Below are 26,528 nucleotides of genomic sequence, written 5' to 3'. Positions count from 1 at the left end.
GTGGGATTTATCTCCCCCCTACAGTTCCTCCTCTCTCTCCAGCATTAAGATGGCAGCCTGAGGCACGATAAAATACTTTTCACCTCCGTACACTATTTCAGTAGATCCGTTAAGCAGGTAAATAGCCAAATCACCTTCTTTGGCCTGTAGCGGAATATATTTTACCTGATCTTCCTGCGGTTTCCAGGTATCTTCGTCTGTTGGCACAGGAATAGCATAACCAGGCCCTGTTTTAATAATATATCCCTGTTGCACCTTTTCCTTCTCCTGCACGCCCGGCGGGAGATAGAGCCCACTGTCTGTCCGTTCGTTAGGGATAACGGGCTTTATGAGCACCCGATCACCAACAACTATTAATTTTTTCAACTTGTTGTCTTTCGTTAAATGAATAGCCATAAATCCAATGTAAATCTAAAAACCCAAATGTATCTACAAAAGGTATGCAGCAACAAGAAATCATGCCATTTTGACATTATCATTAAACAACTAATGGAGCATCTGAAAAAAAATTATTCGCTTTACCCAGATCTTAGTATCGAAATCGGCAACTAAAAGAGATTTATTTATTTCTTTTTTTGTTAAATTAGCGCATGGTGCACACATCATGAGAATTTTTCTTTCTATTGCAAAAAAGCACTAAGGTTCTAGTTATGATGATTCAAATTTTTTTTTAAGTGACAGCAGAGGAAAAAGCAACATACGTCATTCAGTTAAAAAAAACCCTTTTTAACTATTACCCCATTAAGGAGCACGTACTGTCGTTAATCGAACCCCTTATACAATTTCAGGTACTAAAAAAAGATGAAATACTACTTCGGGAAGGACAAAGAGCAAAAAACATACATTACCTCTGTAAAGGTGCAATTATTGCATTTTTTAGTGATGAGAACGGAAACACCTATAATAAAAACATTTTTCTGGAAGGACATTTCGCGGGTTCCAAAGTATCGTTACTCTTAAACCGAGCTTCTCAATTCACCCTACAAGCTGTTGAAGAGAGCCTCATCATTAACATTAACTTCAGGAAATATAGAGCATTAATTGATGAGCACAATGATTTAAAGAACTTTTATATTGCTTATCTTGAAAAAAACTGGGTCATAGAAAAAGAACAGCGAGAAGTCTCACTAGTGATGGAAAATGCCAGTGTCCGCTATCTAAAACTACTTAACGACCATCCAGGAATAGATACTAGAATCCCGCTGCAACATATTGCATCACACCTCGGTATCACCGCTACACAACTTAGTAGAATAAGAAAAGATCTGAAAGAAAAAATCGGCAATCAACATATGTAAAGAGGTAGGTCGTTATTGTACTTTACTTTTGCTCAATGAATCAACAGATAATTTCCATACTAGCGCTCGTGGGAGGTGTCTTTCTGGCAATACAGGCCGGTTTTAACACACAGTTAGGTGTCTTACTAAAAAACCCCTTACTGGCTTCAGTAACAACCTCAATAAGTAGTGCAGTTTTTGCAACGATTTTCGTGCTACTAACCATGAGTAGTGTTCCAAGCCTACATCTAGCTAAACAAATCCCCTGGTACTTATGGTTTACCGGTGGTCTTTTCAGCGTTCTTGGCATCAGCTTATACTACTACACGATTCCGAAATTAGGCGTGTCAAAAATGATTGCATTAGGTCTCTGTGGACAACTGATTTTCGCCCTTATAGCGGGTCATTTCGGTTGGCTAAATCTACCTGCCGAACCGATAACCCTAAAAAAATTAATTGGAATTACCGCTTTGGTAATAGGCATTCTACTAATAAACACAAAATAGAAAATGAAAGATATCATTAGTGCAAACATCCAGAATTTAACATCACTTTGGACCAAGGCAGGTTATTCTCAACAAACGCAGATCTATGAAAACCATCTTAGCATCGGATACGCTAACACCCCTAATGCCGAATGGCCTAATAGACTATGGTTTAAAACGAAGCCTGAGGAACAAACACTCTGTGAAGCGAAAAAAATAATAGAAACTTCGGCCTCGAATCCTTCACTTTCTTATTGGAATACCTATGGTGAGGATAATCACGAAATGATTGAGTCGAATGGATTTATTAGAAAATCAAGCCAAGTAGGCATGTCTCTTATGCTCAACAGGAAATTTGACCACCCCCATCGCCTGGATTTTCAGCGCGTAGACGACGAAAAAACTGCAAAAATATGGGCAGATTTATACCCCAAATCCTTTAATTACTGTATTTCAGAAGCAATATTGATTAAAACATATAGACACATTGCGTATTATTTATTCAGCTCAGCAAACAAAGCCGTTGGTACAGCTATATTGTTTCTTACAGAAGATATCGCTGGAATACACGGCGTCGGAGTGATTCCTGAAATGCGAAAAAGAGGATTCGCTGAAGAAATCATGTATTTTCTATTGAACAAAGCTATTGACCTAAAAGCACGATATGCGACCTTACAGGCTTCCGAAATGGGAAGAGGAATTTACCAACGAATGGGTTTTTCTGAAGACTTCACCATGACGAATTATGGATTAACTAGAACGGCGCTATAATATATTAACCTGCACTTTTTTAATAAGTATTGCTTTTTTTGGTTGCCAGTCGGGTTTCTCGGTATTTATTTTACTTAGATCAACTAAATAAGTCCGTCTCCAGTTAATTTTGCAAATAATTGCAATACTCCAGGAACCTGGGCAGGTTCCCTTAAATACGCCTGAAAATCAAAATAACGAACTTCACTGATTTCGTTGCTGGCTTTTACCGGTTCTGTCAAATGATACAAAAAGCAATCTTGTTCCATGATAATATGAGGATTCTCACCATATGCCGGTGCGGTAATATGGCAATAGAATTTTAACTGATCAGGCAATAATTCCACGTCGAGCTCTTCTTTTACCTCTCGACAGATCGCGTCATGGGCTGTTTCATCTGCGGCTACTTTTCCTCCCGGGAGATACCAAGCCTTTTTATTATTACTGAACGCTAAAAGCAATTTCCCTGCTTTTAAAACTACAAGTCCTGCCGTATGCAATTGATTGGTATTTGTTGTGTTCATAGTTCTTGGGATATGTGATAAATGATTTGGAAATCAGCAAACTTAAATAAAATGCTTAGCATTCATACGCACCGATAAAAACAAATTCAAATGCATGGTTATTTTTTCTCCAGGTATCGATTTTTTATTCTTCAAGCTATCTACTCCTGGAAAAAAACCGAGGTGTTGATCTTGGTGCAACAAGAAAATATCTGAGTAAATAAAGGCGTAATCGATAATATGATGTAACAATCCAAGGGGATAAAGGTCTTAATTAGAAACATAAAACTAATAAAAATGAAACTGACGTTAAAGATCGAAGAGATAACTATGCTGACGCTAAGCTTCCTGGTATTTGTTGCAATTGGGTATGCTTGGTGGTTGTTTTTCGCTCTCCTCTTATTACCCGATATTAGCATGCTGGGGTATTTTGCCGGTAACAAAACAGGAGCTATAATTTATAACATCGGTCACCATAAGGGTATCGCTTTATTTATTGCTTTATTAGGTTATTATTTCACCATCCCTTATTTTCTTCCAGCAGGTATTATTCTATTTGCCCACAGTTCTATGGATAGGGCTTTTGGTTATGGTTTAAAATATACCACTGGTTTTAAACATACCCATTTGGGCCAAATAGGGGGTGCCTTAGGTAATTAAAAAGGCCAAAGACATTGCAATAACGTCTTTCTTTTCTTCGGTGCTGATGAAATCAATCTGTGTTCCACTGCGCTTTGTTTAAATTGATCACGGTTCGCATGAGCGGCATCAACTGCTTCATCTCCGGAAACGATACGCACATTTACACGATCGTCATCCTTTAAAGCTTCGCGAATTTGTTCTGCTATAAAATCGTTCATACTTAATCATTTAAGGACGTAAAACAAAAGGCTAATCCTCAAAAGCCGCTTTATCCGTTGCTAGAGGTCACCCAATTTTCCACTAATATAAAAACAAGCAATCAATATTTCACAACAAATTCGAGAAAATATTCACACAAAAATAACAACACTTTCGTTAAAAAGCACATTTTTTCATGCGCAAAGTGTGTAAAACAGTTAGCTATATGCTACCTTTCATAAAATTTTTCTCCAAAATATTTATATTTTTATACTGTACCCTAAAGAAATAAATGATTGAGCCTTAATTATTAATGCCCTATGAGAAAAATAGCACTGCACTTGAAAATATTATTAGGAATATTATTTGGGATAATAATAGGTATTGTTCTGACTCAGTTTTCTTGGGGAACAACATTTGTTATCAATTGGATAAAACCTTTCGGCACCATTTTCATTAATCTGCTTAAATTAATAGCTATACCACTAATCGTAACCTCTTTAATAACCGGACTTGCTAATCTAAAAGACATTGCCCAGTTGTCTAAAATGGGGTCAAGAACCTTTGTTATTTATATTTCCACCACGCTCTTGGCATTAACCGTTGGCTTGCTAGTGGTAAATACGGTTCGTCCCGGAAATTTTATCTCAACAGAAACACGCAATGAAATGCTCGCCAGTTTTGAAGGATCTGTGGGTGAGAAGGTGAGGGAAGCGGAAGCGGTCAAAGCTAAGGGGCCTTTACAGCCTTTGGTAGATATTGTTCCAGAAAACATTTTTGAAGCGGCGGGGTCAAATACCAACATGCTACAGATTATTCTCTTCACCATATTATGCGGGGTTAGTTTATTACTGATTTCACCGGAAAAAAGCGCTCCGGTGGTAGCTTTCTTTCAAGGGGCAAATGCGGCCGTCTTGAAGCTAGTTGATATTATTATGAAAACAGCACCTATTGGCGTTTTTGCTCTCATGGCATCTCTAGTTGCTGAATCTCCCTCTGCCGACATATTTCTTGCCTTGGGTATGTATGGCCTCTCTGTTGTCATCGGACTAGCTATGCTAATGTATATTGCTTATTCCATGATCATTTATTTTATGGGCGGATTGAATGCAATCGAATTTTTTAGAAAGATTATCCCGGCCAAGTTGGTTGCTTTTTCTACCAGTTCTTCCGCTGCTACCTTACCTGTTACTATGGAGTGTGTAGAAGATCGCTTAGGTGTAGATAAAGAAGTAAGCAGTTTTGTAATACCTATTGGAGCAACTATCAATATGGATGGCACTGTCTTATATCAGAGTGTGGCCGCGGTGTTTATTGCTCAGGTAATGGGATATGAGCTGACGCTGGCCAACCAGTTAACCATTGTTTTCACCGCTACTTTAGCGTCTATTGGGGCCGCACCGGTGCCCGGTGCGGGTATATTAATGTTGGTAATCGTGCTTGAATCTATAGGTGTCAACCCTGCTGGTTTAGCACTTATTTTTGCCGTAGATAGACCCCTTGATATGTGCAGAACTGTTGTTAACGTAACGGGTGATGCCATGATCTGCGTTGTGGTAAATAAACAAATGGGTCATACACTCAAGCCCAAAGTGTTTGCTTAAATGAGCAGGGCTGTGCTCCTATGAGCAGGTGCCTATACCAAACCGACCTGAGCACCAAAAATCGATACTTCAAAAAAGCACTCTTTTGAAATTGATTTTATCACTATTCGATAATATAAAGCATTTTTTCTAAGTTTGAAAGCCAAAAGCCGACACACTCATGCTTGGATTAAAATTACTAACAGACCCGCGATGGGCAAACATTGCCGAATCAAACATTGAAGAGATATTAACAGACCATGCCTGGTGTGAACAAAAAGCAGCGTCGAATGCGATATCACTCATTACCAATAACTCGGAATATGAAGAGTTGACACATGAACTGACTGCGATAGCGATTGAAGAAATGCAACATTTTCAAATGGTAATCGATCTCATAAAAAAAAGAGGATATAAATTGGGTCGCGAACGCAAGGATGACTATGTCAACCAACTAATGAAATTTGCCAAGAAAGATGGAAGCCGTAATACTGCTTTCATTGACCGACTGCTATTTGCAGCTATGATAGAGGCTCGTAGCTGTGAGCGCTTTCGTGTATTGTCACAAAATATTAAAGATGAAGAATTGGCCAGTTTTTATCATGATTTAATGGTATCTGAGGCCAACCACTACACTACTTTTCTAAATTTTGCCCGGAAATACAGCGTCGATGTCGATGTCGAAAAACGTTGGAAAGAATGGCTTACTTTCGAAGGAGAGCTCATTCAGCAATATGGCAAAACTGAATCCATACATGGCTAATATTAATATACCAAACAACAAGAGATAGGTTATCCGACAAAGACAAAGGCCCTGCTTGTGGGAAGCTAGAGCCTTTATCATATAATCAACCTAAACCTTATGGTGATAACAAGCTAATACACTGTTTGTTTGCAGCAAAGTAAAATTATATTATTATTAGGTAGTTTTATAAAATCGGGATAACATTGCAAAACAAAGCAGCGCAAAAGAGCTAATCGTTTTCAAGAGGCCGGGAATTCATTATTTCTTCGAGATCGATCGGCGTATTCACATTCTTAAAGCACCATGACATTTCCTGCGCGAAGGAAAGTAACAACAGATGTGGATTGTCTAAAATAAAATCCGTCATTTTTAATCGACCGGAAATCACGTATGCTTCAACGTTGCTTTTCAGTTTACGGGGATAAAGGGCAAACAGGGGGTTAACTTTATTTTCAATTGCAGTGGCAACAATTTTCTCTTTATCAAGAAACGACAGTAAACTGTTTATCGCTTCAGGAGAAATAAGTGGCATGTCGCAACTTATCAGTAAAATCACTTCTGAAGCAGCATTTCGCATTGCTGTTAATAATCCTCCCATTGGCCCCTTTTCTAATACAACATCAGCATATACCGGAAGGCCGAAGTCTTTATAGGCATCGTTATTTGCCACAATACTAACATTTAATCTTGCTCTTTGCAGGGTCTCGAGAATATAGGATATCATCGGTTTACCTTTAAGAACAACCAAGCCTTTATCCACTCCCATCCTCGTGCTTTTCCCTCCGGCTAATACAAAAGCCTCTACGGTTTGATCTCCTATCATCGAAATGGGTTCATAAGTTAAAAATTTTCACCTCGGTTCCAGAGGGGATTACTTCCTTGTTCTCATCCAATTCAATGAAACAGTTCGCTTTGCCGAATGCTTGTAGATTAAAGGATTGCTGGCCGTCGAGAATTTCCACGTTACTGCCATTTTCATATGCCTTTACGAAAAATGTAAGTCCCATAACCTTTCGAAAATCCGTTGCCAGTGGTAATATTTTATCCTGTGCCCAAACATCATCAGCTCCCATTAAATACTCAAGGCAGGGCTTGACATATTGTTTAAAGCAGCTCAAGACCGATGAAGGGTTTCCTGGAAGCGCAAAAATCCATTTTCTTTCTTTTTTCCCTACAAAAATAGGCTTGCCCGGACGCTGTTTTACTTTATAGAATAACTCCTGAACACCTGCATTTTCCATACATACTTTAACAAAATCATAGTCGCCCACCGAAATCCCTCCACTTAAAATAAGAATGTCAACTTCGCTTAGGGCTTTATTTATAACTTGCTGAAGTTTGTGTTGATCATCGGCAGCAATTAGGGCGGAAGTATTATGTATACCAACTTCGCTCAGCAATGCCTTTAACATAGGACCATTTGAATTGTAAATCTCGCCCGCTTCCAATTTCGTTCCCGCTTCTTTCAATTCATTCCCCGTAACGATGTATGTTACGGAAGGAATCTTATAAATGCTTACTTCTGCCAGCCCCACCGAAGCTAACAAACCGATCATTGGAGCATTTAACTTTATCCCCTTCGCGAGGAGAAGATCACCCTGTTGACATTGCGAACCTTTCAATCGCACGTGGTCACCTTTTTTTATTTTATCCAAGTCGTAGCTAATCGATTGATTTTCTACAGTAATCATTTCCTGTGGAATAACGGTATTGGCGCCATTAGGTATTTTAGCTCCAGTAAATATGCGTGCTGCCTGTCCCTGTTTTAGAATCGTTTCTGTGCTGTCTCCCGCCTGGATGGTCTTAACTACCTCCCAATTTTTAATATGCTCAACAAAATCCACAGCGTAACCATCCATGGCCGAATTGTTGAAAAAAGGCACGTCAACAGGCGCGTATACATTTTCGGCAAGTACCGCGCCAAGGCTATCCTGCAAATTAATCGTAACCGCTTCCGCTCTTTCCACGTTTGCTGAAAGTATTTTCCTTGCTTCATTTACTGAGATCATTCGCATATGGGGGTTATTGATCTCTAAAATAATAATTTTTCTTATGTTTCACCACTCACATCTGAAACTTCTTTCTTTGGCGTCTTTTTTCTTTTCTCACGTGTTTTTAAAGGGTCTGGTAAATAGCGTAAAAGCCAAAATGAAGCAAGGGATAGTATCAGTGAACCAATAAAGGTGGTTAAGGCAAAATAGAAATTATCCTGCAGGGCATTGTTCAGGGCGCCAAATAAAAACCAGATTTGTATACTCACAAATAGCACGAGCAGCAGTATGATCCCTACCATCAACGTATTGGTTTTATTAGGATGTGCTTGGTTTTGGGATTCTCTAAAATTACTCATTTCTCAACCATTTACTTGTTCACGTTGTTTAACATATATTTTCCCTTCCTTTGCTACCACTTCAAGCTGCGGGAGACGTCGTGGTGGTGGTCCTTGTAGCACCTCTCCGGTATCAGCGCTAAAGAAGCCATGATGGCATGGACATTCAATCTTTTGTAAATCCTCCCTATACCTTACTGCACAAGTCAAATGAGTACACTTTTGCTCAAAGGCGCGCCATTCGTTTTCCGCTAGATGAATGAGAATATAGGGAATAACTTTGCTCCCTTTAATTTCGAACTGGAACATTTTCCCGATAGGCACCTCCGTTTCATTACATACAAAGTGCTCGCCAACCAAGGGTTTAGTCGGAAACAAAAGCGATCTGACAACAATTACACCATTGGTGAGTGCCAAAGCACCAGAGAATAGCGCCAAAAATTTAGCGAACTCCCTCCGGCCTACATGCGTTGCATTATCTGATTCAATAGGAAAATCACTTTTCCAGTTCGGTATTTTTTCCAAATTATCGTTAGCTTCCCTAGCGGACATGATCAATAAGTTAATCCACGATTAATTGATGGGTGCCTTTAGGCATCATAATATTTACTTTCGTATTGACCTCTTGATTGCCAAAAACGAAGGAATTTACAGGAACACTATTTGGTCGCATCCGCTCAATTTCCTCTTTAGTACCGTAATATAAGGCCTGGCTGGGGCAAACCGTCGCACACATTGGCTTTTTACCTGCGCTAGTTCTGTCATAACACATATTACACTTCATCATCAACTCAGCCTCTTCCATTTTTTTAGGTACTCCAAAAGGGCAGGCTAATACACAATTAGAACAACCTATACACCTAGAAGTATTGGCTGTATGCACCACACCAAAATCATCTTGATGAATGGCATCTGCTGGACATACGTTGGCACACGCAGGGTTTTCACAATGCATGCATACCTGTACAGTGGTTTGTACACTCACAGCCCGCTCAACGTAGTTGACATGTATCATACTTTCCTGACCATTTGTCTCGCACTCTGCACAGGCCATTTCGCAGGCGTGGCACCCAATACAGCGTTGCATATCTACAAAAAAGGCCATTTCCTGGTTGTAATTAGTTTCTGGCATAGCATTTCATTTTAAATATTACCATAAATTCCTTTATTATTCACTAATGTTTCTCTTTTCTTTTACAATTGGCTTTGATAGGCAGCCTCAGTAGCATCTTCCGAAACCATCTTCCCTGTAGGGATCAGCTGACAAGCACATACTTTAAATTCTGGAATCTTGGATATTGGATCCAGACTTCCAATGGTTAATTGATTGGCAGCATGTTTTCCACCCCAATGATAAGGAATGAAAACCGTATCCTCCCGAATCGTTTCTACCACCTGTGCCGGAAACTCCGCCTCCCCCCTCCTTGTTTTAACTTTAATCAAATCCCGATTTTTAATACCGTATTGGAAAGCCAGTTTTGGATGTATCTCCAGCAATGGTTCGGGATATTGGTCTACAAGCTTGCCTATCCTCCTAGTGGATGTTCCGCTAAGGTATTGCGAAACCACCCTACCGGTTGTTAATACCACTGGATATGCGCTATCAGTAACTTCAGCTGCCGGTCTATAAGTAACCGGGTTAAAGTGAGCTTTCCCGTCAGGTGTTTTAAATTTTCTATCTTCCCAAAGTCGTGGTGTTCCAGGGTGATCCAGTGACGGGCAAGGCCAAAATACCCCCATGTTGTCTACTATTTTTTGATAGGTAATGCCGTAGTAGTCGGCAGTCCCTCCCTTTGAGGCAAGTCTCAGCTCATTGAAAATCGCTTCACTATTGGCAAAATTAAATTTATCTCCAGCTCCAAGTCTGCTGGCTATCTCCATTAAAATCTCACCATCTCTTCGTGCATTCTCGGGAGGAGAAACTGCCGCATTTATCTTCACTACCCGTCCTTCTGCGGTTGTCACAGTCCCTTCTTCCTCCTCATGTAAAGACCCGGCCATAATAATATCAGCATGGCGCGCCGTTTCGCTGAGAAACGAATCTATACATATATAAAATTCCAGTTTTTCAAGCGCCTGGCGAACAAAGTTATTGTTAGGTAGTGATACCAGCGGATTAAAGCAAATGGAAATCATGCCTTTTATCTCCCCTCTATGAATGGCCTCAATCTGCTCATAGGCTGTTAAGCCCTTTCCTGGCATCTCTTTTTCTTCGATCCCCCAGACCTCCGCTATATATTTACGATGCTCTGGATTGGTAATATCGCGATTCCCGGGCAACTGGTCGCATTTATGGCCGTGCTCTCTGCCACCTTGGCCGTTACCCTGGCCGGTGATGGTACCGTATCCGCAATACGGTTTTCCTATGCGCCCAGTTGCAAGCACTAAATTGATACAGCTTAATACATTGTCTACACCTTTGGTATGATGCTCAACACCTCTCGCGTGTAGCAGAAAACTTGTTTTAGCTTTTCCCCACAAGGTAGCCGCTTCTAATATTTTGTCTTTCGATATTCCCGTATGTTCCTCGGCCCAATCGAGATCGTAATCTTTTACCGCATCGATTGTTTCCTGAAAGCCTGAAGTATGGTTTTCAATAAAATCGTGATCTAACCAATCATTGTCAACAAGGATTTTCAGCATTGCTCCGAAAAGCGCCGAATCCCCTCCAGGCCGAATGGGTAAATGCAGATCGGCTGTGCGCGCCAAAGGAATGACACGTGGGTCTACCACGATTAATTTAGCGCCGTTATCTCTTGCTCGCCAGATATAGTGTGTCAGTGTAGGGAATGTTTCACTTATATTAGCTCCTGCAACAATAATAATTTCGGCGTACGCGAGATCGGCCCAACTATTGGAGGATCTATCCAGCCCGAAAGCTTTTTTATTACCTCCTCCTGCACTCACCATGCACAACCTTCCATTATAATCAAGATTGGCTGTTTTTAATGCTACGCGAGCAAATTTCCCGATCATATAACTCTTCTCATTGGTAAGTGATACGCCACTTAACATCGCAAAAGCGTCTCTACCGTATTCGCGCTGAATTCTATTAATCTCGTTAATGGTTTTATCCATTGCCCGTTCCCAAGAAACCGCCTCAAAGCCTTTACCTTCTACACGCTGTAGAGAATTCAAAAGCCGATCAGGATGATTGTTTTGCAGATAACGTTCCACGCCCTTCGGACAAAGTCGACCTTCATTAAAAGGGAATTCCATCCAAGGTTCAAAACCTGCAACTTTATTGTCCTTTACCTTCAGCTGAATCCCACATTGCATACCGCAATAACAACAATGGGTTTTGACTAACTTATCTGGTTCATGAGCTCCGTAGAAACCTGCTTGCGGCGCATAAGCCTTATGGGGGCCATATTTTTCAATGATTTGATCAGCAGCTATTGGAAGTTTTGCCATTTCGCTTTTTCTTTTTTAACCAAAGAATTGTCCAGATTCTTTCCTCGCTTGAAAGTGTGCTTTTGCTAATGCAGACCGTTTCCCTTCCGGGCTTAAATCCAAATGACTGGAGCCATCTTTTTTATTAAAATCAAAACCAAGTTCGTTGGTTACTTTTTTAAGATCGTTAACATGTGTTTGCGAGGCAAATTCCTTTTTTGTGTGTGGACAGAGCGCCATGCCTCTCCTTGTACCTTCTATCTTATACAGATTAGCACCTAATTGGGCAAATCGTTGATATATATGAAAAAATTTGCCAAAAGGTAACCACAGTAAAAACAAAATAACCGTGATAGCGTGTGTAACGGCCATAAACTGGTACGTTTTACCTTCCAAAAAGGTATAGTCATAAGAAATTCCCAAACCGGTTACAGAAATAGCAATTAACAAAATAAGCGGCAGCAGATCATCTTCAAAGGTCTGCGTTGCAATTAATCCACCATTTGTAAACCTTCTTTTCATCATGATCACTGCTCCTACTGTTACTAAAACAGAACACCACACTAAACAATGAAATGCCATAAAGGCTAAAGGAGATCCCAAACTGAAAGAACCTGCTTCAAATCCAAATAACATAGCATAATAGGTACGGTCATCTCCGGGTTTTAATTCGAAATGAATCCATCCGAAAGTGAGGGGTATGGTGATTGCAAAGGCCAACAAACAGCCGCTGGCCAACATGAAATGCCCTGCCCAACGTGTTCTACTTCGGTAAGCAATAAATCGTTGAAATAATATATTGCGCACAAATAGCCGTAAAGAGCGAAAAAGGTAGGGAAAAAAATGTGCACTAAAGAGAAACCGCATGCTTCTACGCCAGTAGAGTTTGGTTGGCGGCCGCTGTATCCAAACCGAATAGCGGTAGGCCGTTCCGAAAACGGCGAATACAGTTCCTGTTAGATAAGCAATTAAGGCGGGGTCAAAATGCTGTAGATTCCGAGATCCGATCAGCACCAATATTACCACCAAAACGGTCAATATACTCGCTTTGATTAAGGCTAACCGATTCAAAGTGTTGAAGAATCTGTACATAATCAGGTAGGCGCTAAATTGTAAAACTGGTATCGTTCAAAATACTCCAACAATACTTTACAATAATTGTTTGAATTAATATTCAATTTACGTTTATGGTTAATTACAACAAATTTTCAGTTTGCAATTTCTGTTTTGCCACCAAAAACGAAAATCATTTGCTTTATGAATCCGATCATCACCGCAAGCCAAGCGAAAATTCCGATATAAACAAAATAATCGGGAATTGTTTTCAGAAAAGGAATATGCAGCGCTTCACTTAATCTGAAAGTGCAAACCGTGTACATGCCAAGCGGAAACACCATAGCCCAATAGCTTGGGTCATACCCTTTGGCCGAAGTGGGTACTGGCACTTTTTTTATCACATGACGCCAGATACCCAGCAAAACAAGGAGAGGTATCCACCAAGAGCCCGACGCCCAAAAGAAAAGCGTAAACCCTTTTAGAAAAGGCAGAATTTCATCTAGAAAATTAAATGCTTGAGCACGTAGTATCAGCATAGAACCTGCCAAGGTAGAAATAGCTGTTGCGCCCATATTAATCCAATAGGGAGCTCCGAGTTCGGTCGCATTTAACGAAAAAAAGGAAATACGATAAATGATGAGCGAGATAATATAGAGGTAAAAAAAGCACCCCAAAAGGAAAAGACACAAAGCAATGAATAAAAAGATATGTGTCTGCTCTCCGAAAACCTCAGAAACAAAATTAATCAAAATCGATAATGCCTGGATAGAGACAATTATCACCAACCAAGTCCCGTTAATACCTTCTTTCAAAGGCTTTTTATCATCAGTTGTTGTGATATTGAAAAAAAAACCATAAATAATGATAACCCATAGAATAGCTGCCAGAATCAAAATTGCCGTGGCAAATACTAACCATTGATAGAATAGCATAACTTGATTTCCCACAATGCAAAGCGCCGCGACAATCGTGAAGAAACCCGGGCCTTTCTGGTAACTTTTAAAATCATTCACTACTTCAGACCGATAACAAATAATCCGGTAAAAAAAAAGCGTAGATAAGCCGATAAGGAAAATGATATTAAGGTAGAAAAGCACAGCAGCCGTCCATGTAAACCCAACCAATAAGCAGGCTATAGAAACAATGCCCGTAGCCATTACCATCGCAAAGTAAGCAGGAAGTAGAACTTTAACTCTTTGCTGAAGTAGGCTCATTTTCGATGATCTTGATTAGCAATATGCTTTCAACAAAAAACTGCCATAAATGTTCTTAGCAGACGTCCGTATGCTATCATAAAAAGCATATAATACTAAAAAAAATAGCACAAAAAATTGGTTAAATTATTCTCAAATAGTATTTTTGCACATATTTATGATATGGACGATACCGTTTTGACCGACAGCACCTATTCTTATAAAGGGCAGCCCTTGAGGATTACTTTTAAAAAGCTTGATTATCAGATTCAAATACTCCACAGGAACATTACTCGAGACACTCGAGAAATCCGGATATTGCTTGACGGCATAGTACAAACGCTAACTTTTGATGGAAATAGATGGTGCTTTGCCGAAACCGAAGACAATACCGATTTCGCACAGGCCATATGGAACGCTGTTTGCCTTCGATACAGACTCTGAGAGCCCTCCTGCCTCAAGCTAACAACTGGATTCTACCCTGTCGCTCAGCTCTTAGAAGGATAACACGCTTAAATGTCTAGGCACTACGCAGCTAGCCAGCAACTTACGTCTAGCTGATACAGATGAAATTGTCATATAACCAAACGCTTCCCTACGTATTGCACGCTATCTTTGCCTCCGTTTCCAAAAGGTGTATCACTTCACCTCCAACTTAACCGTAACGGGTTTCAGCCATGGACTAGAAAATTCGATCTGAACCTCGCCTTGCTCCCCTGTGGGTTGCACATAGGCTAGCAGTCGCCCGCGATAAGCTCTTTGCTGATTATCTCGGTAATCACCCATATCGGTGTTGTTACTGGCTTCCATTCCCAATAATTTTGCCGGACCTACCATACGGCAATGAATATTGTCATCGGCAAGCGTAACCGGCAGCCCATTCTCGTCCATTATTTCAACCGTAATATGAGCGACATCCCGCTTCTCCTTATCAAAGACCGTTTTATCCACACTTGCTTTCAATTGAAAAGGTCTACCTGAAGTATGGATGGTATAACGAGCCCTTTCTTGGCCTCCTTCAAGCCCTATAACTTCCAGTTTACCAGCTTGATAGGGAATATCCCAGGAAATAATCCCCGAAGCATCGTCGTATGCTTTCACTTCGCCTATTGCTCTTCCATTCAAAAGCAATTGAGCCTGTGAGCAATTGGTGTAACACACCACACGGATACTATCTCCCTCTCTGTAATTCCATACTGGCCAAGCATCCATTGAAAGGCTTTTGCGATCACCGTCCAAGGGGTACGTCCCGATATAGGCCATGGGCGCTGACGCCCACAACGACTGCCGAAAATAACCACGGGGTTTCACGAAACCGCCCAGATCCATAAGCCCCGAATAAAAGCCACGTGAAGGCCATCTACCAGACTCTCCCAAGTAGTCAATCCCCGTCCAAAGAAATTGTCCAAAGATATATTCGTTGTCACGCACGGCTTCCCATGCAGCTATGTCATGCCTATTTTCACTGCCATAAATAATCCGCTCGGGGTAGGCCTTGTGATCTTGTTCATAACGGTCTTCCGTATAATTGTATCCGGCCACATCCACAACTCCCGGGTAATCCGTAAAATTAGACATCACTACTCCTGCCAATGCCGCTGTTACCGGTCTGGAAGGATCATGTATTTTAACCACTTTTACCAAGCGTTTGGCGATTTCCCCAAGCTCCTCTGCATGCGGTCTTTCCGGCTGGAAACCACCGAATACTTTCTGCCCAATTTGGGCACTATCCAAAATGGGATGCGTATAAGGATCATTGGGATAGTCTACTTCATTCCCTATGCTCCACATAACAATGGAAGGATGACGTTTATCCCGTAACACCATATCACGTAAATCCCGTTCCCCCCATTCATCGAAGTATTCCGCATAACCATCATAACTGGGTGTCCCCACGTTCCATCCCTCCACCCATTTGCGTTTCGGTTTCCGCCACTCATCGAAGGCTTCGTCCATCACCAATAAACCCAGCTCATCGCATAGATCATATACATCCGTTGCCTGCGGGTTATGGCTCATACGAATAGCATTGCATCCCAGCGCTTTAAGCTGTTTTAAACGTCTCTCCCATACTTCACGCGGTACTGCCGCACCCAGTACACCCGCGTCATGGTGTATGCACACGCCCTTCATTTTCATCCATTCGCCATTTAAGGCAAAACCTTTATCGGCGTCAAAGGTGGTCGTGCGAATACCTATTGCTGTAGATTCCTCATCAATCGTTTTCCCATCTAACTGTACGGTCGTTCGCAAGGTATACAGGTTTGGTTCGGCTACAGACCACAATTTCGCTGCGGGAACAGTCACATCCAATGCTAATTCGGTTGTTTCCCCTCCGTTCACGGTAGTTTTCCCCTGTTTCTTTACGATTAGTTTTTCGCTATCCCTTTCTTTTATTTCCTGCATAACTGTAAGCGTCGCTTTTTCAGTACCGGTGTTCCGTATTTTTGTGGCGATCGCCAGATTCGCGCTGTTACCCTTCACAAGTTTTGTTTCATAACCTATTCCCCATAGATCGATATGTACCGGATGGGTATAACTTAGTACAACATCCCGGAAAATACCCGACCCCGTATACCATCTGGAGTCGTTGTACTTACGATGATCAACCTTAACCGCTATCACATTATCAGCACCGTATTTGATGTACGGGGTAAGATCGTAGCTAAACGACACATAACCATTGGGGCGTTTCCCTAAAAGTTGACCATTCAAATAGACCTCGCTATTATTATATATCCCTCCGAAGTAAATGTATAGCTGTCTACCTTTCTTGTCTTCTGAAACGGGAAAAGTCTTTCGGTACCATCCTATTCCCCCTGGTAGATATCCGTTGGCGCTAGCGAGAGAAGGACTGAGTGGGGCTTCTACAGACCAATCATGTGGTAACTGCAATTCACGCCAAGCTGTATCCTGGTGATTCACGTCTTCGGCTTGATCAACCTCACCCAAATGAAATTTCCAATGATCATTGAAAAGCACCGTTTCCCTCGATTGTTGGGCCAAGCCGTTAAACGATAATAGCAGCAAGCATAACCATAGCTGTGCATTTTGCAAAAAACATTTCATATTCATCGTAATTAATAGTATGGTCGTATAGTTCTATTAGTATTGCTGGATTATGCTAATAACCCGGGTTCTGCTCCAATTGATTATTGGATGCCTGAATCTCCTCTCTTGGTATAGGCAGCCAATAATGTTGCGGAAGAAATCGCCTACCATCCAAAGCAACTTTCCGCTCATAGCTCAACGAGTTTCCACTGCGGGTTATTTCTATACCGTATGCTGGTTCATTCTCGGTCTGTTCGGCTATTCTCCACCTTCTAACATCATAAAAACGATGCTCCTCAAAGGCCAACTCTATCTGCCTCTCGTTACGAACAATCTCTCTAAATGCGTCAGCTGACAAACCAGCGGGAACTTCCGGCATCTCCACCCCTGTCCTGCTTCTAAGCTGATTGATGGCGTCTCTAGCCGACATTGTTGCACCCGCAGGAACCGCTTCAGGCCCGCCAACTTCATTGGCCGCTTCGGCAAAATTTAATAAAATTTCTGCATATCGGAAATAAATCCAAGGCTGCAGCCCTGCTATGTTCCAAGGGTTATTAATCGGCATGTCTTCATCAACAAACTTGGCCAGGTAATATCCCGTCCTACTGGTATTCCAATTAGACGGTCCTTCCCTACTATCACGTCCGCCCGGAACAAAGGTCTCCACTTGTCGCCCACGATAACTTGCTCCATTGTAAAGAATTGTTTGGTAGAATCGCGGATCTCTGTTCTCATAAGGATTCTGTGGATCGTATCCCGAGGTTGGGTCGGTAATTGGACGCCCGTTATTCATCAAGTAAGCATCTACCAAGTTTTGAAGCGGCACATTTCCTCCCCATCCGTCGTAGCCGTTGGGGCCATTGGCTATCTCCATAGGAACATGCCGCGCACCGATCGTATAATACCGGGCAAAAATGATTTCATTATCATTTGCTGTCTTTCTAAATAACTCCCGATAGCCATTTTGTGAAATACGGTATTGATTCAATGCCATTACATCAACAGCTGCATTTACCGCATCTTCCCAAGTACCTGTTGCATACAAAGAACTGGCAGCATATAAGCTTAACCTAGCTTTGAGTGCAAGCGCTGCCCCTTGGGTTGCACGCCCCCTTAACCAGTTGTTGTCATTGACAGCAGGTAAACCTGCTGAAGCTTCATCCAATTGTGTAAGTACATAGTTCATACAAGTTGCGATGTCTGCGCGTTGGAACAGTGTTGCTTCACTGAAATCATCGTTCAACTCATAAACCTCATCACCAAGTAACACCACGCCGCCGTAATTACGGATAAGGTCATGGTAACGGAAAGCTCTGATGAACTTTAGCTCCGCAATAAGCATATCCTTGTGTGGCTGGCTCATGGGTACATCATGGATATTTGCTAATGCAAAATTACATTCCCTTATGCTGCGGTAGCTTCTCTTCCAAAAGGTTCCGGCAATACCAACATTCTCCGGAGAAAGTTGTCCACGCTGCAAAATCCATGTATTATCATCATTATTGTACACAGACTCGTCGGTTAATGACGACCACATCGCATATTCGAAACCCCTACCAAAGCCTGGGGGCGTACCTTCCGCCTCCTTATCCGTGAGCTGTACACCCATGTACCGATTGACAACGAAAGCTTCAAAAAGCACAGAATCCGCCAAAACGGCCGCATCAGAAACCCGATCAGTTGGCACAACATCCAGAAAATCTTTTTTACAGGAAGTTATGGATAATGTGGCAACATTTAAAAACACTAAATAAAATATATTGACTTTCTTCATGATTTTACCCTTTCTATAATATAGATCCTTAAAAACGAACATTGGCCCCTAGGTTAATAATACGCTGTTGCGGATAGAACTGTCCGCTCTGGCTATCTCCCTCGGGATCAAAGTCTTTTAATTTGGTTACGGTGAACAAATTAAATCCATTAGCAAACACCCGTAAGGAGCTGATCCCTATCTTTTCCAGGAGATTTCCAGGTAAATTGTAGCCCAATTCGATATTTTTCAAACGGAGGAAAGCGGTATTGAAGAGCCAAAAATCGTTGCGGTACAAGCCTCCACTAATTGCTGATGAAGCCCGTTCATCTACCCTTGGGTAGGTACCATCCGGTTGAGTAGGGCTCCAGCGATTGTCTGCCCAGGTGCGGTAGAAATTACCCACAGTTCCTGCTTCAGCTAAAATATATTGCCTAACTTTTCCCTGACCTGCGAGTACCGCAGAAAAATCAAAGTTTTTCCAAGAAGCGGTAAGGTTCAGACCGAAAGTAAGCTGCGGAATATTTCCTAGATCTGTCCGCACCATATCATCAGCCGTTATCGCTCCATCCTGATTATAATCTTCAAAAATCAAATCGCCCACTTTAGCGCCGGGCACGTGCGGATAATTATCCAAATCTTCCTGATTACGGAAAATTCCAAGGGTCCGATATAGAAGATCTGTGTTTAAAGGTCTTCCGGTAAGGCTTTGATAAGGCAACACTGCTGGCGATTCGTCACGAAATACCACATTACTTTTCACATAAGTTACATTTCCTGCTATTCCAAAACTCACATTTCCGGTATGCGTATAGCCTAAGGTAGCTTCCAAACCTCTGTTATCTACTCTACCGATATTTTCAGAAGGCACTAAAGGAACCGTATTATCGTTCTCGATAGGGTTTACAATCCCCGTACTTCCCGGAATGGATGCGTTTCTAGGTAAGAGAATGCGCGACCTATTTTCCATAAAGTAGATAAACTCCATATTGAATTTATTCAGAAACTGCGCATTGAACCCTAGATCAGTTTTCTTCGAGACCTCCCAAGTGATGCTGGGATTTGCCAGCTTTTCCAGGTCGATACCTGGATAAAGACCGTCGCCCAAAGTATAAACACTATTAAACACATAGTTATTGATGAATTGGTTTGCCCCTACATTGTCTCCACCGAGTTCACCATAGGAAGCCCGAATCTTCAGATCATCAAAAAAAGAGATCCTATCCTTGAACCATCCTTCTTCCGATATTCTCCATCCAGCAGAAATACCGGGAAAATAACCGAACCTACTATCCTTGGGGAATATAGACGATCCATCTACACGTAATTGTGCCTCCACCAGATATTTTTCTTTGTAATTATAATTTACCCGGCTAATAAAACTAGTCCGACTTTCCCTCCAGCTAAATCCTGCATTTGTACGGTCTTCGAGAGCTGTTCCTCCTTGCGATAACTCTGGCGTCAGTGATGACGGAAAATTTCTTCTACCTGCTTCAAATTGCGATAACTTACGCTCTGCCTGCTCATAAGCAGCAAAGGCACCAACATTATGGTCACCAAAACTACGCTCATAATTAAGTTTAATATGTGCGGTGGTAAGTGATGTATTTTCTTGAAACTGCTCAAGCTGTGCCCTAGGTTCACCTACTGTGCGTGGTTCATACTCATCATTCGCTGCATTGTATCCGTATACTAGATAAGGCGTTATAAAATTCTTCCCAGACTCCTGCGAACGGTCGATAGCCAAGAATCCATCCAACATCAAGCCATCCAAAAAGGGTAAATCGTAGGAAGCCCTCAGTATGCCGTTGAAAACAAGTGTAGGGTTCTCATTGATACCTCCTGCATCCGTCACCATCATCACCGGATTGTTGTTCTCGATGCCGGTAGATGGTAGACCATTGGCGTATCGCGCTAATACCGTTGGGTAAGCTCGGTAGATATTACGGAAAATATCACCTGCACCGACGGTAGGAAATTTACGTTTTTCCTCCCGCCCTGCGGCAGATAAGCCCACTTTAAAACGTTCGGTTACGTCAAAATCAATATTGGAACGGAAATTATACTGCTTAAAGTTCGTAACACCATTCCGAAAAATTCCGTCTTGTGAAAGTGTTCCAGCAGATACGAAATATTTTGTTGTTTCCGTACCACCGTTAACCGACAAATTATGCTGATTTTGCAAGGCAGTACTAGCCAATGCTTCCTTTTGCCAGTTCGTGTTGGGATAACGTTCGGGATCTGATCCTGTTCTAAAGCGTTCTATTTCCTCTTCTGAATAAAACTGGTTCAACCCACCGTTTGGATTACCATAATAGCTTATTTCATTTCTTAAAGTTGCATAAGTAGCTGCATCGGCCATCCGTGGCAACCTGGTAGGTGAAGAAAAACCTTGATTGAAGCTATAAGACACAGTAGGTTTACCCATGGTTCCTTTTTTGGTAGTGACCAAAATCACTCCATTTGCTGCCCGACTTCCGTATACCGCTGCGGATGCATCTTTCAATACACTGATGCTTTCAATATCATTAGGGTCTAAACGTTCCAATCCGCCCACCTGGCCAGGCACACCGTCAACCACCACCAGCACATCCGTACTCCCGGTGGTTGATGCACCACGGATCCTGATTTGGGAGCCATCGTAACCTGGTTCACCTCCCCGATTTGTAGCAACAAGACCAGAGAATCTGCCCGCCAAAGAGTTAGACACGTTGGGCTGCGGGCTTTTTACGATATCGGCACCTCTTACCTCCGATACCGATCCAGTAACCGTAGCTCTCTTCTGCGTACCGTATCCCACTACCACTACCTCACCCAACGCCTGCGCATCCTCTTCCAGTATCACATCGATCGATTGCTGCCCTGTTATTGGAATTTCTTTACTATGATATCCAATATAACTGAATATCAAAGAAGCCTCTTCTGATGAAACCTGTAAAGCATACTTCCCTTGATCGTCCGTACTTGTTCCTCCAGCTCCTTCCTTTACCCGCACACTTACCCCTATTAACGGTTGTCCATTTCGGTCGCTCACTCTTCCCGAGACAGTTTGCTGTCGCTGTTGTGGAGCAGCGTCCTTTTCATTGGCCAAAGCAATAGAAAAAAAACAGATACCCCCCAAGATAAACGGGTACACCATCAGGCATCTCAAACAAATCAATGCCTTCCTAAATCCACAAAAATTGTCCATGTTTTTTTTGGTTAAATTGATCAGCATTTAAATGGTATTGTACGTTAAACACCTATCTACCATTCATTAGCCTAATTGGTTCACAGGGTACAAATCTCGCTTGTACACCTAATACGAGTGAGGGGTAAAATCAAAAAAATGTGGGGGTAAACTTCTTTTTACTTTTAATTGGGATGATAAATGTTATGAAAAGGTTGACGATACTTTTTAATATAGGACGAAGGCGTCATTTGATACTGTTTGGTAAATTGCTCTCTAAAATATTTCAAGTCGCGAAAACCTACTTTATCTGCTACTTCATAAATCGTAGCATCACTGTCCAATAACAATCTAGCTGCCTGCTGCAAGCGAATAAACCTAATCAAGGCATTCAAGGTCATGCCCGTAACCTCTTTTATATGGTTCGTCAATGTGGCATACGTCATCCTGCACAAGGAAGCCAGCTTATGAACATTAAAATCACTATCCTCCATATGGCTTTCTATTAGCTTTACACATTTCTCCAAAAGCTGCTTCTCTTCCGGTGTTATCTTATGATAAGCCAGGTTTTGCGTTATACTATTATAGAAATAGTCTTTAAGGTTACTTCGTGTCTTGATCAAACTTTCCACTTTTGCACTTAAAACTTCCTTATCAAAAGGTTTCATCACGTAATCATCAGCTCCGCTTTGGAATCCACTCAACTGTGTTTCCAGACTTTGCATAGCGGTAAGCAGTATAATAGGAATATGCTTCAAATGATTATCATTCTTCAAAAACCTACATAATTCCATACCGTTACTATGATTCATCATCACATCACACAAGATAATATCCGGTATAACATTATCTATAACCCTAAGTGCTTCATTAACCTCCTGCGCTTTTATCACGTCAAAAGACGGGGTAAAAATATCCTGGAGAAAGGCCGTCATCTCTTTGTCGTCGTCTACTACTAACATTTTCATCGTCGAAAACCGCACTCCGGTAGCTTTTGTGGCTTGAGCTATCGATGCGTAGCTTGGTTCAAAGATTTGTTCCACGGCAGACTGCTCGTCCGCTATTGCGTGTGCCATCGATGGATCCGAGGTTTTGGTATACTGTCTAATCGGCATTTCCAGGTGAAAACAAGTCCCTTTCCCTTGCTCGCTCCGATAAGTGATCGTTCCCCGATGCATCTCTACAAAAGATTTCACCATCCACAGTCCCACACCAAAGCCCAGCCCCCTCCTTTGACCTTGCCCCTGCACTTCATGATGCACGAATTGATCAAACAACTTATCTCCCAACTTCTTATCGATACCACAGCCGCTATCTTCTATATCCAGTGACAAAATCAGGTCTTCCTTTTGACCTAATACAACCCTTATCCAACCTTTCTCAGTAAATTTAATAGCATTAAAAATAAGGTTAAAAAGAATGATTTCCATTTTTTCCAGATCCGCATAAACCATCATACCGGGGGTCTCGGTTTGAAATACGAGGTCAATTCCATTTTGTTTCGCCTGATGCTCAAAACAATTCAACACCTCTTTAGCCAATAATACCATATCTATGTCTTCTTCTACAAGCCGCTCTTCATGATTTGACCTTAATGTTAAGGCTTGGTTGGAAAGCCGTAACAATCGATTTGTATTGACGTAAAGTGTATTTAACGAAGGTGCCATTTGTTGTTGCACACCGCTATTTTGCAATAGATCTTTTACCGGGTTTAATATTAAGGTTAATGTAGATCTAAATTCATGCGACAGGCGCGTATAAAAATTGAGCTTAAGTGTGCTCAGCTCTTTATCCTTTTCATGCTCCAATTGACTCCATTTCAATTGGTATTCGAGTTCCCGCTGTTGCCTTCTATAACGTTGATAAATCAGAATAAGCCCACAGGTCAAGCATAGGTATAGGCCATATGCCCACCAAGTCTTATACCAAGGCGGGAGCACTTTGATCTGCAGATGTTTGAGGTTTTCCGTGATGACAACACCCGCATGTTCCATCGCAACTTCAAAAGTATAATTCCCCGGTGCTAAATAATGATAAGTTGCCGATTGACCATCATGCACAAAATTCCATTCCTCTTCCAAACCCCTTAGTTTGTAGGCAAATCTGTTTTCGCCCGACATACCGAAATCCAACGATGCATAATGCAAGGTAAAGGTGGATTGATCAGGATTTAAAACAATACTCTTGGTGTCATTTATCGGTCTATTAAGTATAGCTTTCTCATTTTCCCCGTCAATTATAACTTCCTTTCCAAATACTTCCAAACCTGTAAAAACGATAGGTCCGACACTTTCTTTTGTTTCCAGCGCTAAAGGATCAAAATAAGTCAATCCCCCGGTTCCTCCAAAAAACAGTTGATTTCTTAGGGCACTGTAATGCGCAGACTTTGGATTAAAAATACCTGGTTGGAGCCCGGTCAACGAACCATAATTATGCACATTTCCGGTCGTCTTGTTAATCTGTGTAAGCCCTTTGTTTGTACTCAGCCAACAATTTTCTGCATTATCTTCTACGATTGAGAAAATGGTATTACTTACCAAGCTGTTCTTATTATGATATGATCGGATGATACGCCTTGCTTCCATATCGCAAACTAAAAGTCCATTTGCCTCAGTAGCAACCAATAATTTGCCATCGCTCCGAATCTTCATATCAAATATCACCTCCGCATTTAAGCGGCTATACAACTCTTTTTCAGCAAAATAAGGTGTAAATTGTTCTTTCCCTTGGTCAAAATACGTAATACCGGCACCATAAGTTCCAATAATAAGATTTCCCTTTCTATCTTCAGTAATAGACCTGATGTCATTGGATGGGATCGTGCTATTGTGCTGCGCATATTGCGTAAACCTATCCGTTGATCTATTTAGTTTATGTAAGCCTCCTCCGTTCGTTCCTATCCAGAGTTGGTGTTTGCGATCTTCATAAATAACCCGGACATCATTGGCTCCCAGTGATCCAACAGCTTTCGAATGATTTATATAATTCTTAAATGTATGTTTTTCAGTATCATACAAGACAAGACCTCCACTATAGGTTCCAAACCATAACTGTTGTAGATGGTCTTTAAACCCTACTAGAATGGCATTGTCTGTAATACCACTTTTATCTCCCTTTTTAAAATGTTTAAGCAAATGATTCTGCTTGTCGAGCATAAACAAACCATGTCCATCTGTTCCTACGAATAAGTTGCCATGACGATCTTCCGCCATCCCATAAAAGCGCATATCCTTAGCACCGCTAGATGGCAACAGCTTTGTTTTTGGGTAATTTACAAAGGCATATTTTGGTTTTGCCAATAAAAACATGCCATCACCATACGACCCCGCCCACAGGTTCTGATCGCGATCAAAGAAAAGAGCTGAAACCGATCTTTTTGTAATACCCTTCGGCAGCCATTCGTCACAATTTATACCGCGAAAGCCCAGCACATCGATCTTGCCATTTTCTTCCTTCCTGAAGTCCAACTTGTAAAATCCACCGTCCTGTAAACCGAGATAAACTTGCCCTTCACGATCTGTTTTTATAGAAAGGAAGCGATCATTTGGCAATCCATATGTTGTACCTTTTATCCAAAGGTGCGCATATGTTATTGGATCATATATCAACAAACCCTTATTAGTAGCAATTAAAATCCGATGGTAGCTATCTTCAAAAATATTGTGCACAGTAAAGTGCATGTTATTTTCCATCAGCTTTTCATATACGTCCAAATATTCCAAGCCTTTTTCATGTATACGAAATACATGAAGCCCCTGATCTTGAGTCCCTACCCACAGCAGCCCCGAACTATCTTCAAAGCTATGGGTAACCATATTAGACCGTAGACCTCCCAAATTATCAACTGTATATCGATCGAAATCTCCGTTGTTTTTATTGAATTTGTAGACGCCCATACCGTTAGCTGACACCCAAAGTATATTTCGGTTTAAACTGCTGTGAATGGCCCCCACATCCATTTTATTGTGGCCTTTTATTCCACCTAATATATTATAGTGCTCAAAAGACTCAATCCGGCTGTTAAACTTGCTAATACCCGTTCTGGAAGTCAACCATAATACGCCTTCTTGATCTAGGAAAAGATCCTGTATATAATTACCTGCCAGACTGTGCGGGTTACTCGTCTCGTATTTAAAATTCCTGAAGTGCTTACCATCAAAACGGCTGAGTCCATCTTCGGTAGCTATCCAAATGAAACCTACGCTATCTTGTACAATTGCATTCACATTGTTAAATGCCAAGCCGTCTTTTAACGTATAATTGTACACTTGATAACCAGGTGTTTCATTGAATTCATAAAACACAGCGGCATTTAAGGCCATTACCAAACTAAGAAGTGTTGTTATCACAATTATTTTATAATATCTTACGAAGCTACAATATTTCTGGGAAATAGGTGCT

At 41.4% G+C, this 26,528-nt stretch carries 22 protein-coding genes; 7 read left to right on the top strand and 15 right to left on the bottom strand.

Translation table 11 applies throughout. From position 1 onward, the window contains the following. Nucleotides 1-18: 18 nt before the first annotated feature. On the bottom strand, nt 19-396 hold the full coding sequence (locus H8S90_RS14425) for a co-chaperone GroES family protein (RefSeq protein ID WP_222852099.1): 378 nt from the start codon (nt 394-396) through the stop codon (nt 19-21). Nucleotides 397-674: 278 nt separating this feature from the next. Between H8S90_RS14425 and H8S90_RS14420 the strand changes: the two genes are divergently transcribed. Genes H8S90_RS14420 through H8S90_RS14410 form a run of 3 tightly spaced genes read left to right on the top strand, consistent with a single transcriptional unit; the run spans nt 675 to nt 2,533 of the window. After that, nucleotides 675-1,298 carry a Crp/Fnr family transcriptional regulator gene (locus H8S90_RS14420; RefSeq protein ID WP_222852098.1) on the top strand — a complete coding sequence of 208 codons (624 nt, stop codon included), beginning with the start codon at nt 675-677 and terminating at the stop codon, nt 1,296-1,298. A gap of 35 nt (nt 1,299-1,333) precedes the next feature. Next, the gene (locus H8S90_RS14415) at nt 1,334-1,783 is read left to right on the top strand and encodes a DMT family transporter (protein WP_187338564.1); all 450 of its coding nucleotides are present in this window, start codon (nt 1,334-1,336) and stop codon (nt 1,781-1,783) included. Between the two features lie 3 nt (nt 1,784-1,786). Next, on the top strand, nt 1,787-2,533 hold the full coding sequence (locus tag H8S90_RS14410) for a GNAT family N-acetyltransferase (protein ID WP_187338563.1): 747 nt from the start codon (nt 1,787-1,789) through the stop codon (nt 2,531-2,533). 83 nt (nt 2,534-2,616) lie between these two features. Here the strand turns inward: H8S90_RS14410 and H8S90_RS14405 are convergent, their stop codons facing one another. Beyond that, entirely contained in the window at nt 2,617-3,036 is a 420-nt protein-coding gene (locus H8S90_RS14405; protein WP_187338562.1) for an NUDIX domain-containing protein, read from the bottom strand. A gap of 276 nt (nt 3,037-3,312) precedes the next feature. Between H8S90_RS14405 and H8S90_RS14400 the strand changes: the two genes are divergently transcribed. After that, nucleotides 3,313-3,675, top strand: a complete 363-nt coding sequence (locus tag H8S90_RS14400; RefSeq protein ID WP_187338561.1) for a DUF4260 domain-containing protein — start codon at nt 3,313-3,315, stop codon at nt 3,673-3,675. Here the strand turns inward: H8S90_RS14400 and H8S90_RS14395 are convergent. Continuing rightward, entirely contained in the window at nt 3,672-3,875 is a 204-nt protein-coding gene (locus H8S90_RS14395) for a hypothetical protein (protein WP_187338560.1), read from the bottom strand. The genes H8S90_RS14400 and H8S90_RS14395 overlap by 4 nt on opposite strands. Nucleotides 3,876-4,175: 300 nt before the next feature. Between H8S90_RS14395 and H8S90_RS14390 the strand changes: the two genes are divergently transcribed. Both H8S90_RS14390 and H8S90_RS14385 read left to right on the top strand, forming a co-directional pair. Beyond that, nucleotides 4,176-5,459: a dicarboxylate/amino acid:cation symporter gene (locus H8S90_RS14390; RefSeq protein WP_187338559.1), complete on the top strand. Its 1,284-nt coding sequence runs from the start codon at nt 4,176-4,178 to the stop codon at nt 5,457-5,459. A 160-nt stretch (nt 5,460-5,619) separates the two neighbouring features. Continuing rightward, nucleotides 5,620-6,201: a tRNA-(ms[2]io[6]A)-hydroxylase gene (locus H8S90_RS14385; protein ID WP_187338558.1), complete on the top strand. Its 582-nt coding sequence runs from the start codon at nt 5,620-5,622 to the stop codon at nt 6,199-6,201. A 211-nt stretch (nt 6,202-6,412) separates the two neighbouring features. Here the strand turns inward: H8S90_RS14385 and H8S90_RS14380 are convergent, their stop codons facing one another. From H8S90_RS14380 to H8S90_RS14345, 8 genes are all read right to left on the bottom strand, one after another. Continuing rightward, nucleotides 6,413-7,006, bottom strand: coding sequence for a molybdenum cofactor guanylyltransferase (locus H8S90_RS14380; protein ID WP_187338557.1), 594 nt, complete (start codon nt 7,004-7,006; stop codon nt 6,413-6,415). A 10-nt stretch (nt 7,007-7,016) separates the two neighbouring features. Then, on the bottom strand, nt 7,017-8,192 hold the full coding sequence (gene glp / locus H8S90_RS14375) for a gephyrin-like molybdotransferase Glp (protein WP_187338556.1): 1,176 nt from the start codon (nt 8,190-8,192) through the stop codon (nt 7,017-7,019). A 41-nt stretch (nt 8,193-8,233) separates the two neighbouring features. Then, entirely contained in the window at nt 8,234-8,533 is a 300-nt protein-coding gene (locus H8S90_RS14370) for a hypothetical protein (protein WP_187338555.1), read from the bottom strand. Nucleotides 8,534-8,536: 3 nt separating this feature from the next. Beyond that, complete coding sequence (locus tag H8S90_RS14365) at nt 8,537-9,064, bottom strand: ubiquinol-cytochrome c reductase iron-sulfur subunit (RefSeq protein ID WP_187338554.1); 528 nt, start codon at nt 9,062-9,064, stop codon at nt 8,537-8,539. Nucleotides 9,065-9,074: 10 nt separating this feature from the next. Beyond that, entirely contained in the window at nt 9,075-9,644 is a 570-nt protein-coding gene (locus H8S90_RS14360; RefSeq protein WP_187338553.1) for a 4Fe-4S dicluster domain-containing protein, read from the bottom strand. 62 nt (nt 9,645-9,706) lie between these two features. Then, nucleotides 9,707-11,926, bottom strand: a complete 2,220-nt coding sequence (locus H8S90_RS14355) for a molybdopterin oxidoreductase family protein (protein ID WP_187338552.1) — start codon at nt 11,924-11,926, stop codon at nt 9,707-9,709. Between the two features lie 15 nt (nt 11,927-11,941). Continuing rightward, nucleotides 11,942-12,997, bottom strand: coding sequence for an MFS transporter (locus H8S90_RS14350; RefSeq protein ID WP_187338551.1), 1,056 nt, complete (start codon nt 12,995-12,997; stop codon nt 11,942-11,944). Between the two features lie 116 nt (nt 12,998-13,113). Continuing rightward, a complete protein-coding gene (locus H8S90_RS14345; protein ID WP_187338550.1) occupies nt 13,114-14,175 on the bottom strand; it encodes a tellurite resistance/C4-dicarboxylate transporter family protein in 1,062 nt (353 codons plus the stop codon). A 162-nt stretch (nt 14,176-14,337) separates the two neighbouring features. Between H8S90_RS14345 and H8S90_RS14340 the strand changes: the two genes are divergently transcribed. After that, the gene (locus H8S90_RS14340) at nt 14,338-14,598 is read left to right on the top strand and encodes a hypothetical protein (protein ID WP_187338549.1); all 261 of its coding nucleotides are present in this window, start codon (nt 14,338-14,340) and stop codon (nt 14,596-14,598) included. A gap of 195 nt (nt 14,599-14,793) precedes the next feature. On the opposite strand, the gene H8S90_RS14335 is transcribed toward H8S90_RS14340, so the two are convergent. From H8S90_RS14335 to H8S90_RS14320, 4 genes are all read right to left on the bottom strand, one after another. Next, the gene (locus tag H8S90_RS14335; RefSeq protein ID WP_187338548.1) at nt 14,794-17,223 is read right to left on the bottom strand and encodes a sugar-binding domain-containing protein; all 2,430 of its coding nucleotides are present in this window, start codon (nt 17,221-17,223) and stop codon (nt 14,794-14,796) included. 55 nt (nt 17,224-17,278) lie between these two features. Further along, entirely contained in the window at nt 17,279-18,979 is a 1,701-nt protein-coding gene (locus tag H8S90_RS14330; RefSeq protein WP_187338547.1) for a RagB/SusD family nutrient uptake outer membrane protein, read from the bottom strand. 28 nt (nt 18,980-19,007) lie between these two features. Next, the gene (locus H8S90_RS14325; RefSeq protein WP_222852097.1) at nt 19,008-22,148 is read right to left on the bottom strand and encodes a TonB-dependent receptor; all 3,141 of its coding nucleotides are present in this window, start codon (nt 22,146-22,148) and stop codon (nt 19,008-19,010) included. A gap of 164 nt (nt 22,149-22,312) precedes the next feature. Beyond that, complete coding sequence (locus H8S90_RS14320) at nt 22,313-26,476, bottom strand: hybrid sensor histidine kinase/response regulator transcription factor (RefSeq protein ID WP_187338546.1); 4,164 nt, start codon at nt 26,474-26,476, stop codon at nt 22,313-22,315. Nucleotides 26,477-26,528 lie beyond the last annotated feature (52 nt).

This window comes from Olivibacter sp. SDN3, from assembly GCF_014334135.1.
GTDB lineage: Bacteria > Bacteroidota > Bacteroidia > Sphingobacteriales > Sphingobacteriaceae > Olivibacter.
This window is presented reverse-complemented; position numbering and strand designations above follow the sequence as displayed.

What these genes read in the sequence shown, in the direction of transcription:
- H8S90_RS14425 (WP_222852099.1), bottom strand. Translation starts at nt 396, where the DNA reads ATGGCTATTCATTTAACGAAAGACAACAAGTTGAAAAAATTAATAGTT.
- H8S90_RS14415 (WP_187338564.1), top strand. Translation starts at nt 1,334, where the DNA reads ATGAATCAACAGATAATTTCCATACTAGCGCTCGTGGGAGGTGTCTTT.
- H8S90_RS14410 (WP_187338563.1), top strand. Translation starts at nt 1,787, where the DNA reads ATGAAAGATATCATTAGTGCAAACATCCAGAATTTAACATCACTTTGG.
- H8S90_RS14405 (WP_187338562.1), bottom strand. Translation starts at nt 3,036, where the DNA reads ATGAACACAACAAATACCAATCAATTGCATACGGCAGGACTTGTAGTT.
- H8S90_RS14400 (WP_187338561.1), top strand. Translation starts at nt 3,313, where the DNA reads ATGAAACTGACGTTAAAGATCGAAGAGATAACTATGCTGACGCTAAGC.
- H8S90_RS14395 (WP_187338560.1), bottom strand. Translation starts at nt 3,875, where the DNA reads ATGAACGATTTTATAGCAGAACAAATTCGCGAAGCTTTAAAGGATGAC.
- H8S90_RS14390 (WP_187338559.1), top strand. Translation starts at nt 4,176, where the DNA reads ATGAGAAAAATAGCACTGCACTTGAAAATATTATTAGGAATATTATTT.
- H8S90_RS14385 (WP_187338558.1), top strand. Translation starts at nt 5,620, where the DNA reads ATGCTTGGATTAAAATTACTAACAGACCCGCGATGGGCAAACATTGCC.
- H8S90_RS14380 (WP_187338557.1), bottom strand. Translation starts at nt 7,006, where the DNA reads ATGATAGGAGATCAAACCGTAGAGGCTTTTGTATTAGCCGGAGGGAAA.
- glp (WP_187338556.1), bottom strand. Translation starts at nt 8,192, where the DNA reads ATGATCTCAGTAAATGAAGCAAGGAAAATACTTTCAGCAAACGTGGAA.
- H8S90_RS14370 (WP_187338555.1), bottom strand. Translation starts at nt 8,533, where the DNA reads ATGAGTAATTTTAGAGAATCCCAAAACCAAGCACATCCTAATAAAACC.
- H8S90_RS14365 (WP_187338554.1), bottom strand. Translation starts at nt 9,064, where the DNA reads ATGTCCGCTAGGGAAGCTAACGATAATTTGGAAAAAATACCGAACTGG.
- H8S90_RS14360 (WP_187338553.1), bottom strand. Translation starts at nt 9,644, where the DNA reads ATGCCAGAAACTAATTACAACCAGGAAATGGCCTTTTTTGTAGATATG.
- H8S90_RS14355 (WP_187338552.1), bottom strand. Translation starts at nt 11,926, where the DNA reads ATGGCAAAACTTCCAATAGCTGCTGATCAAATCATTGAAAAATATGGC.
- H8S90_RS14350 (WP_187338551.1), bottom strand. Translation starts at nt 12,997, where the DNA reads ATGTACAGATTCTTCAACACTTTGAATCGGTTAGCCTTAATCAAAGCG.
- H8S90_RS14345 (WP_187338550.1), bottom strand. Translation starts at nt 14,175, where the DNA reads ATGAGCCTACTTCAGCAAAGAGTTAAAGTTCTACTTCCTGCTTACTTT.
- H8S90_RS14340 (WP_187338549.1), top strand. Translation starts at nt 14,338, where the DNA reads ATGGACGATACCGTTTTGACCGACAGCACCTATTCTTATAAAGGGCAG.
- H8S90_RS14335 (WP_187338548.1), bottom strand. Translation starts at nt 17,223, where the DNA reads ATGAAATGTTTTTTGCAAAATGCACAGCTATGGTTATGCTTGCTGCTA.
- H8S90_RS14330 (WP_187338547.1), bottom strand. Translation starts at nt 18,979, where the DNA reads ATGAAGAAAGTCAATATATTTTATTTAGTGTTTTTAAATGTTGCCACA.
- H8S90_RS14325 (WP_222852097.1), bottom strand. Translation starts at nt 22,148, where the DNA reads ATGGACAATTTTTGTGGATTTAGGAAGGCATTGATTTGTTTGAGATGC.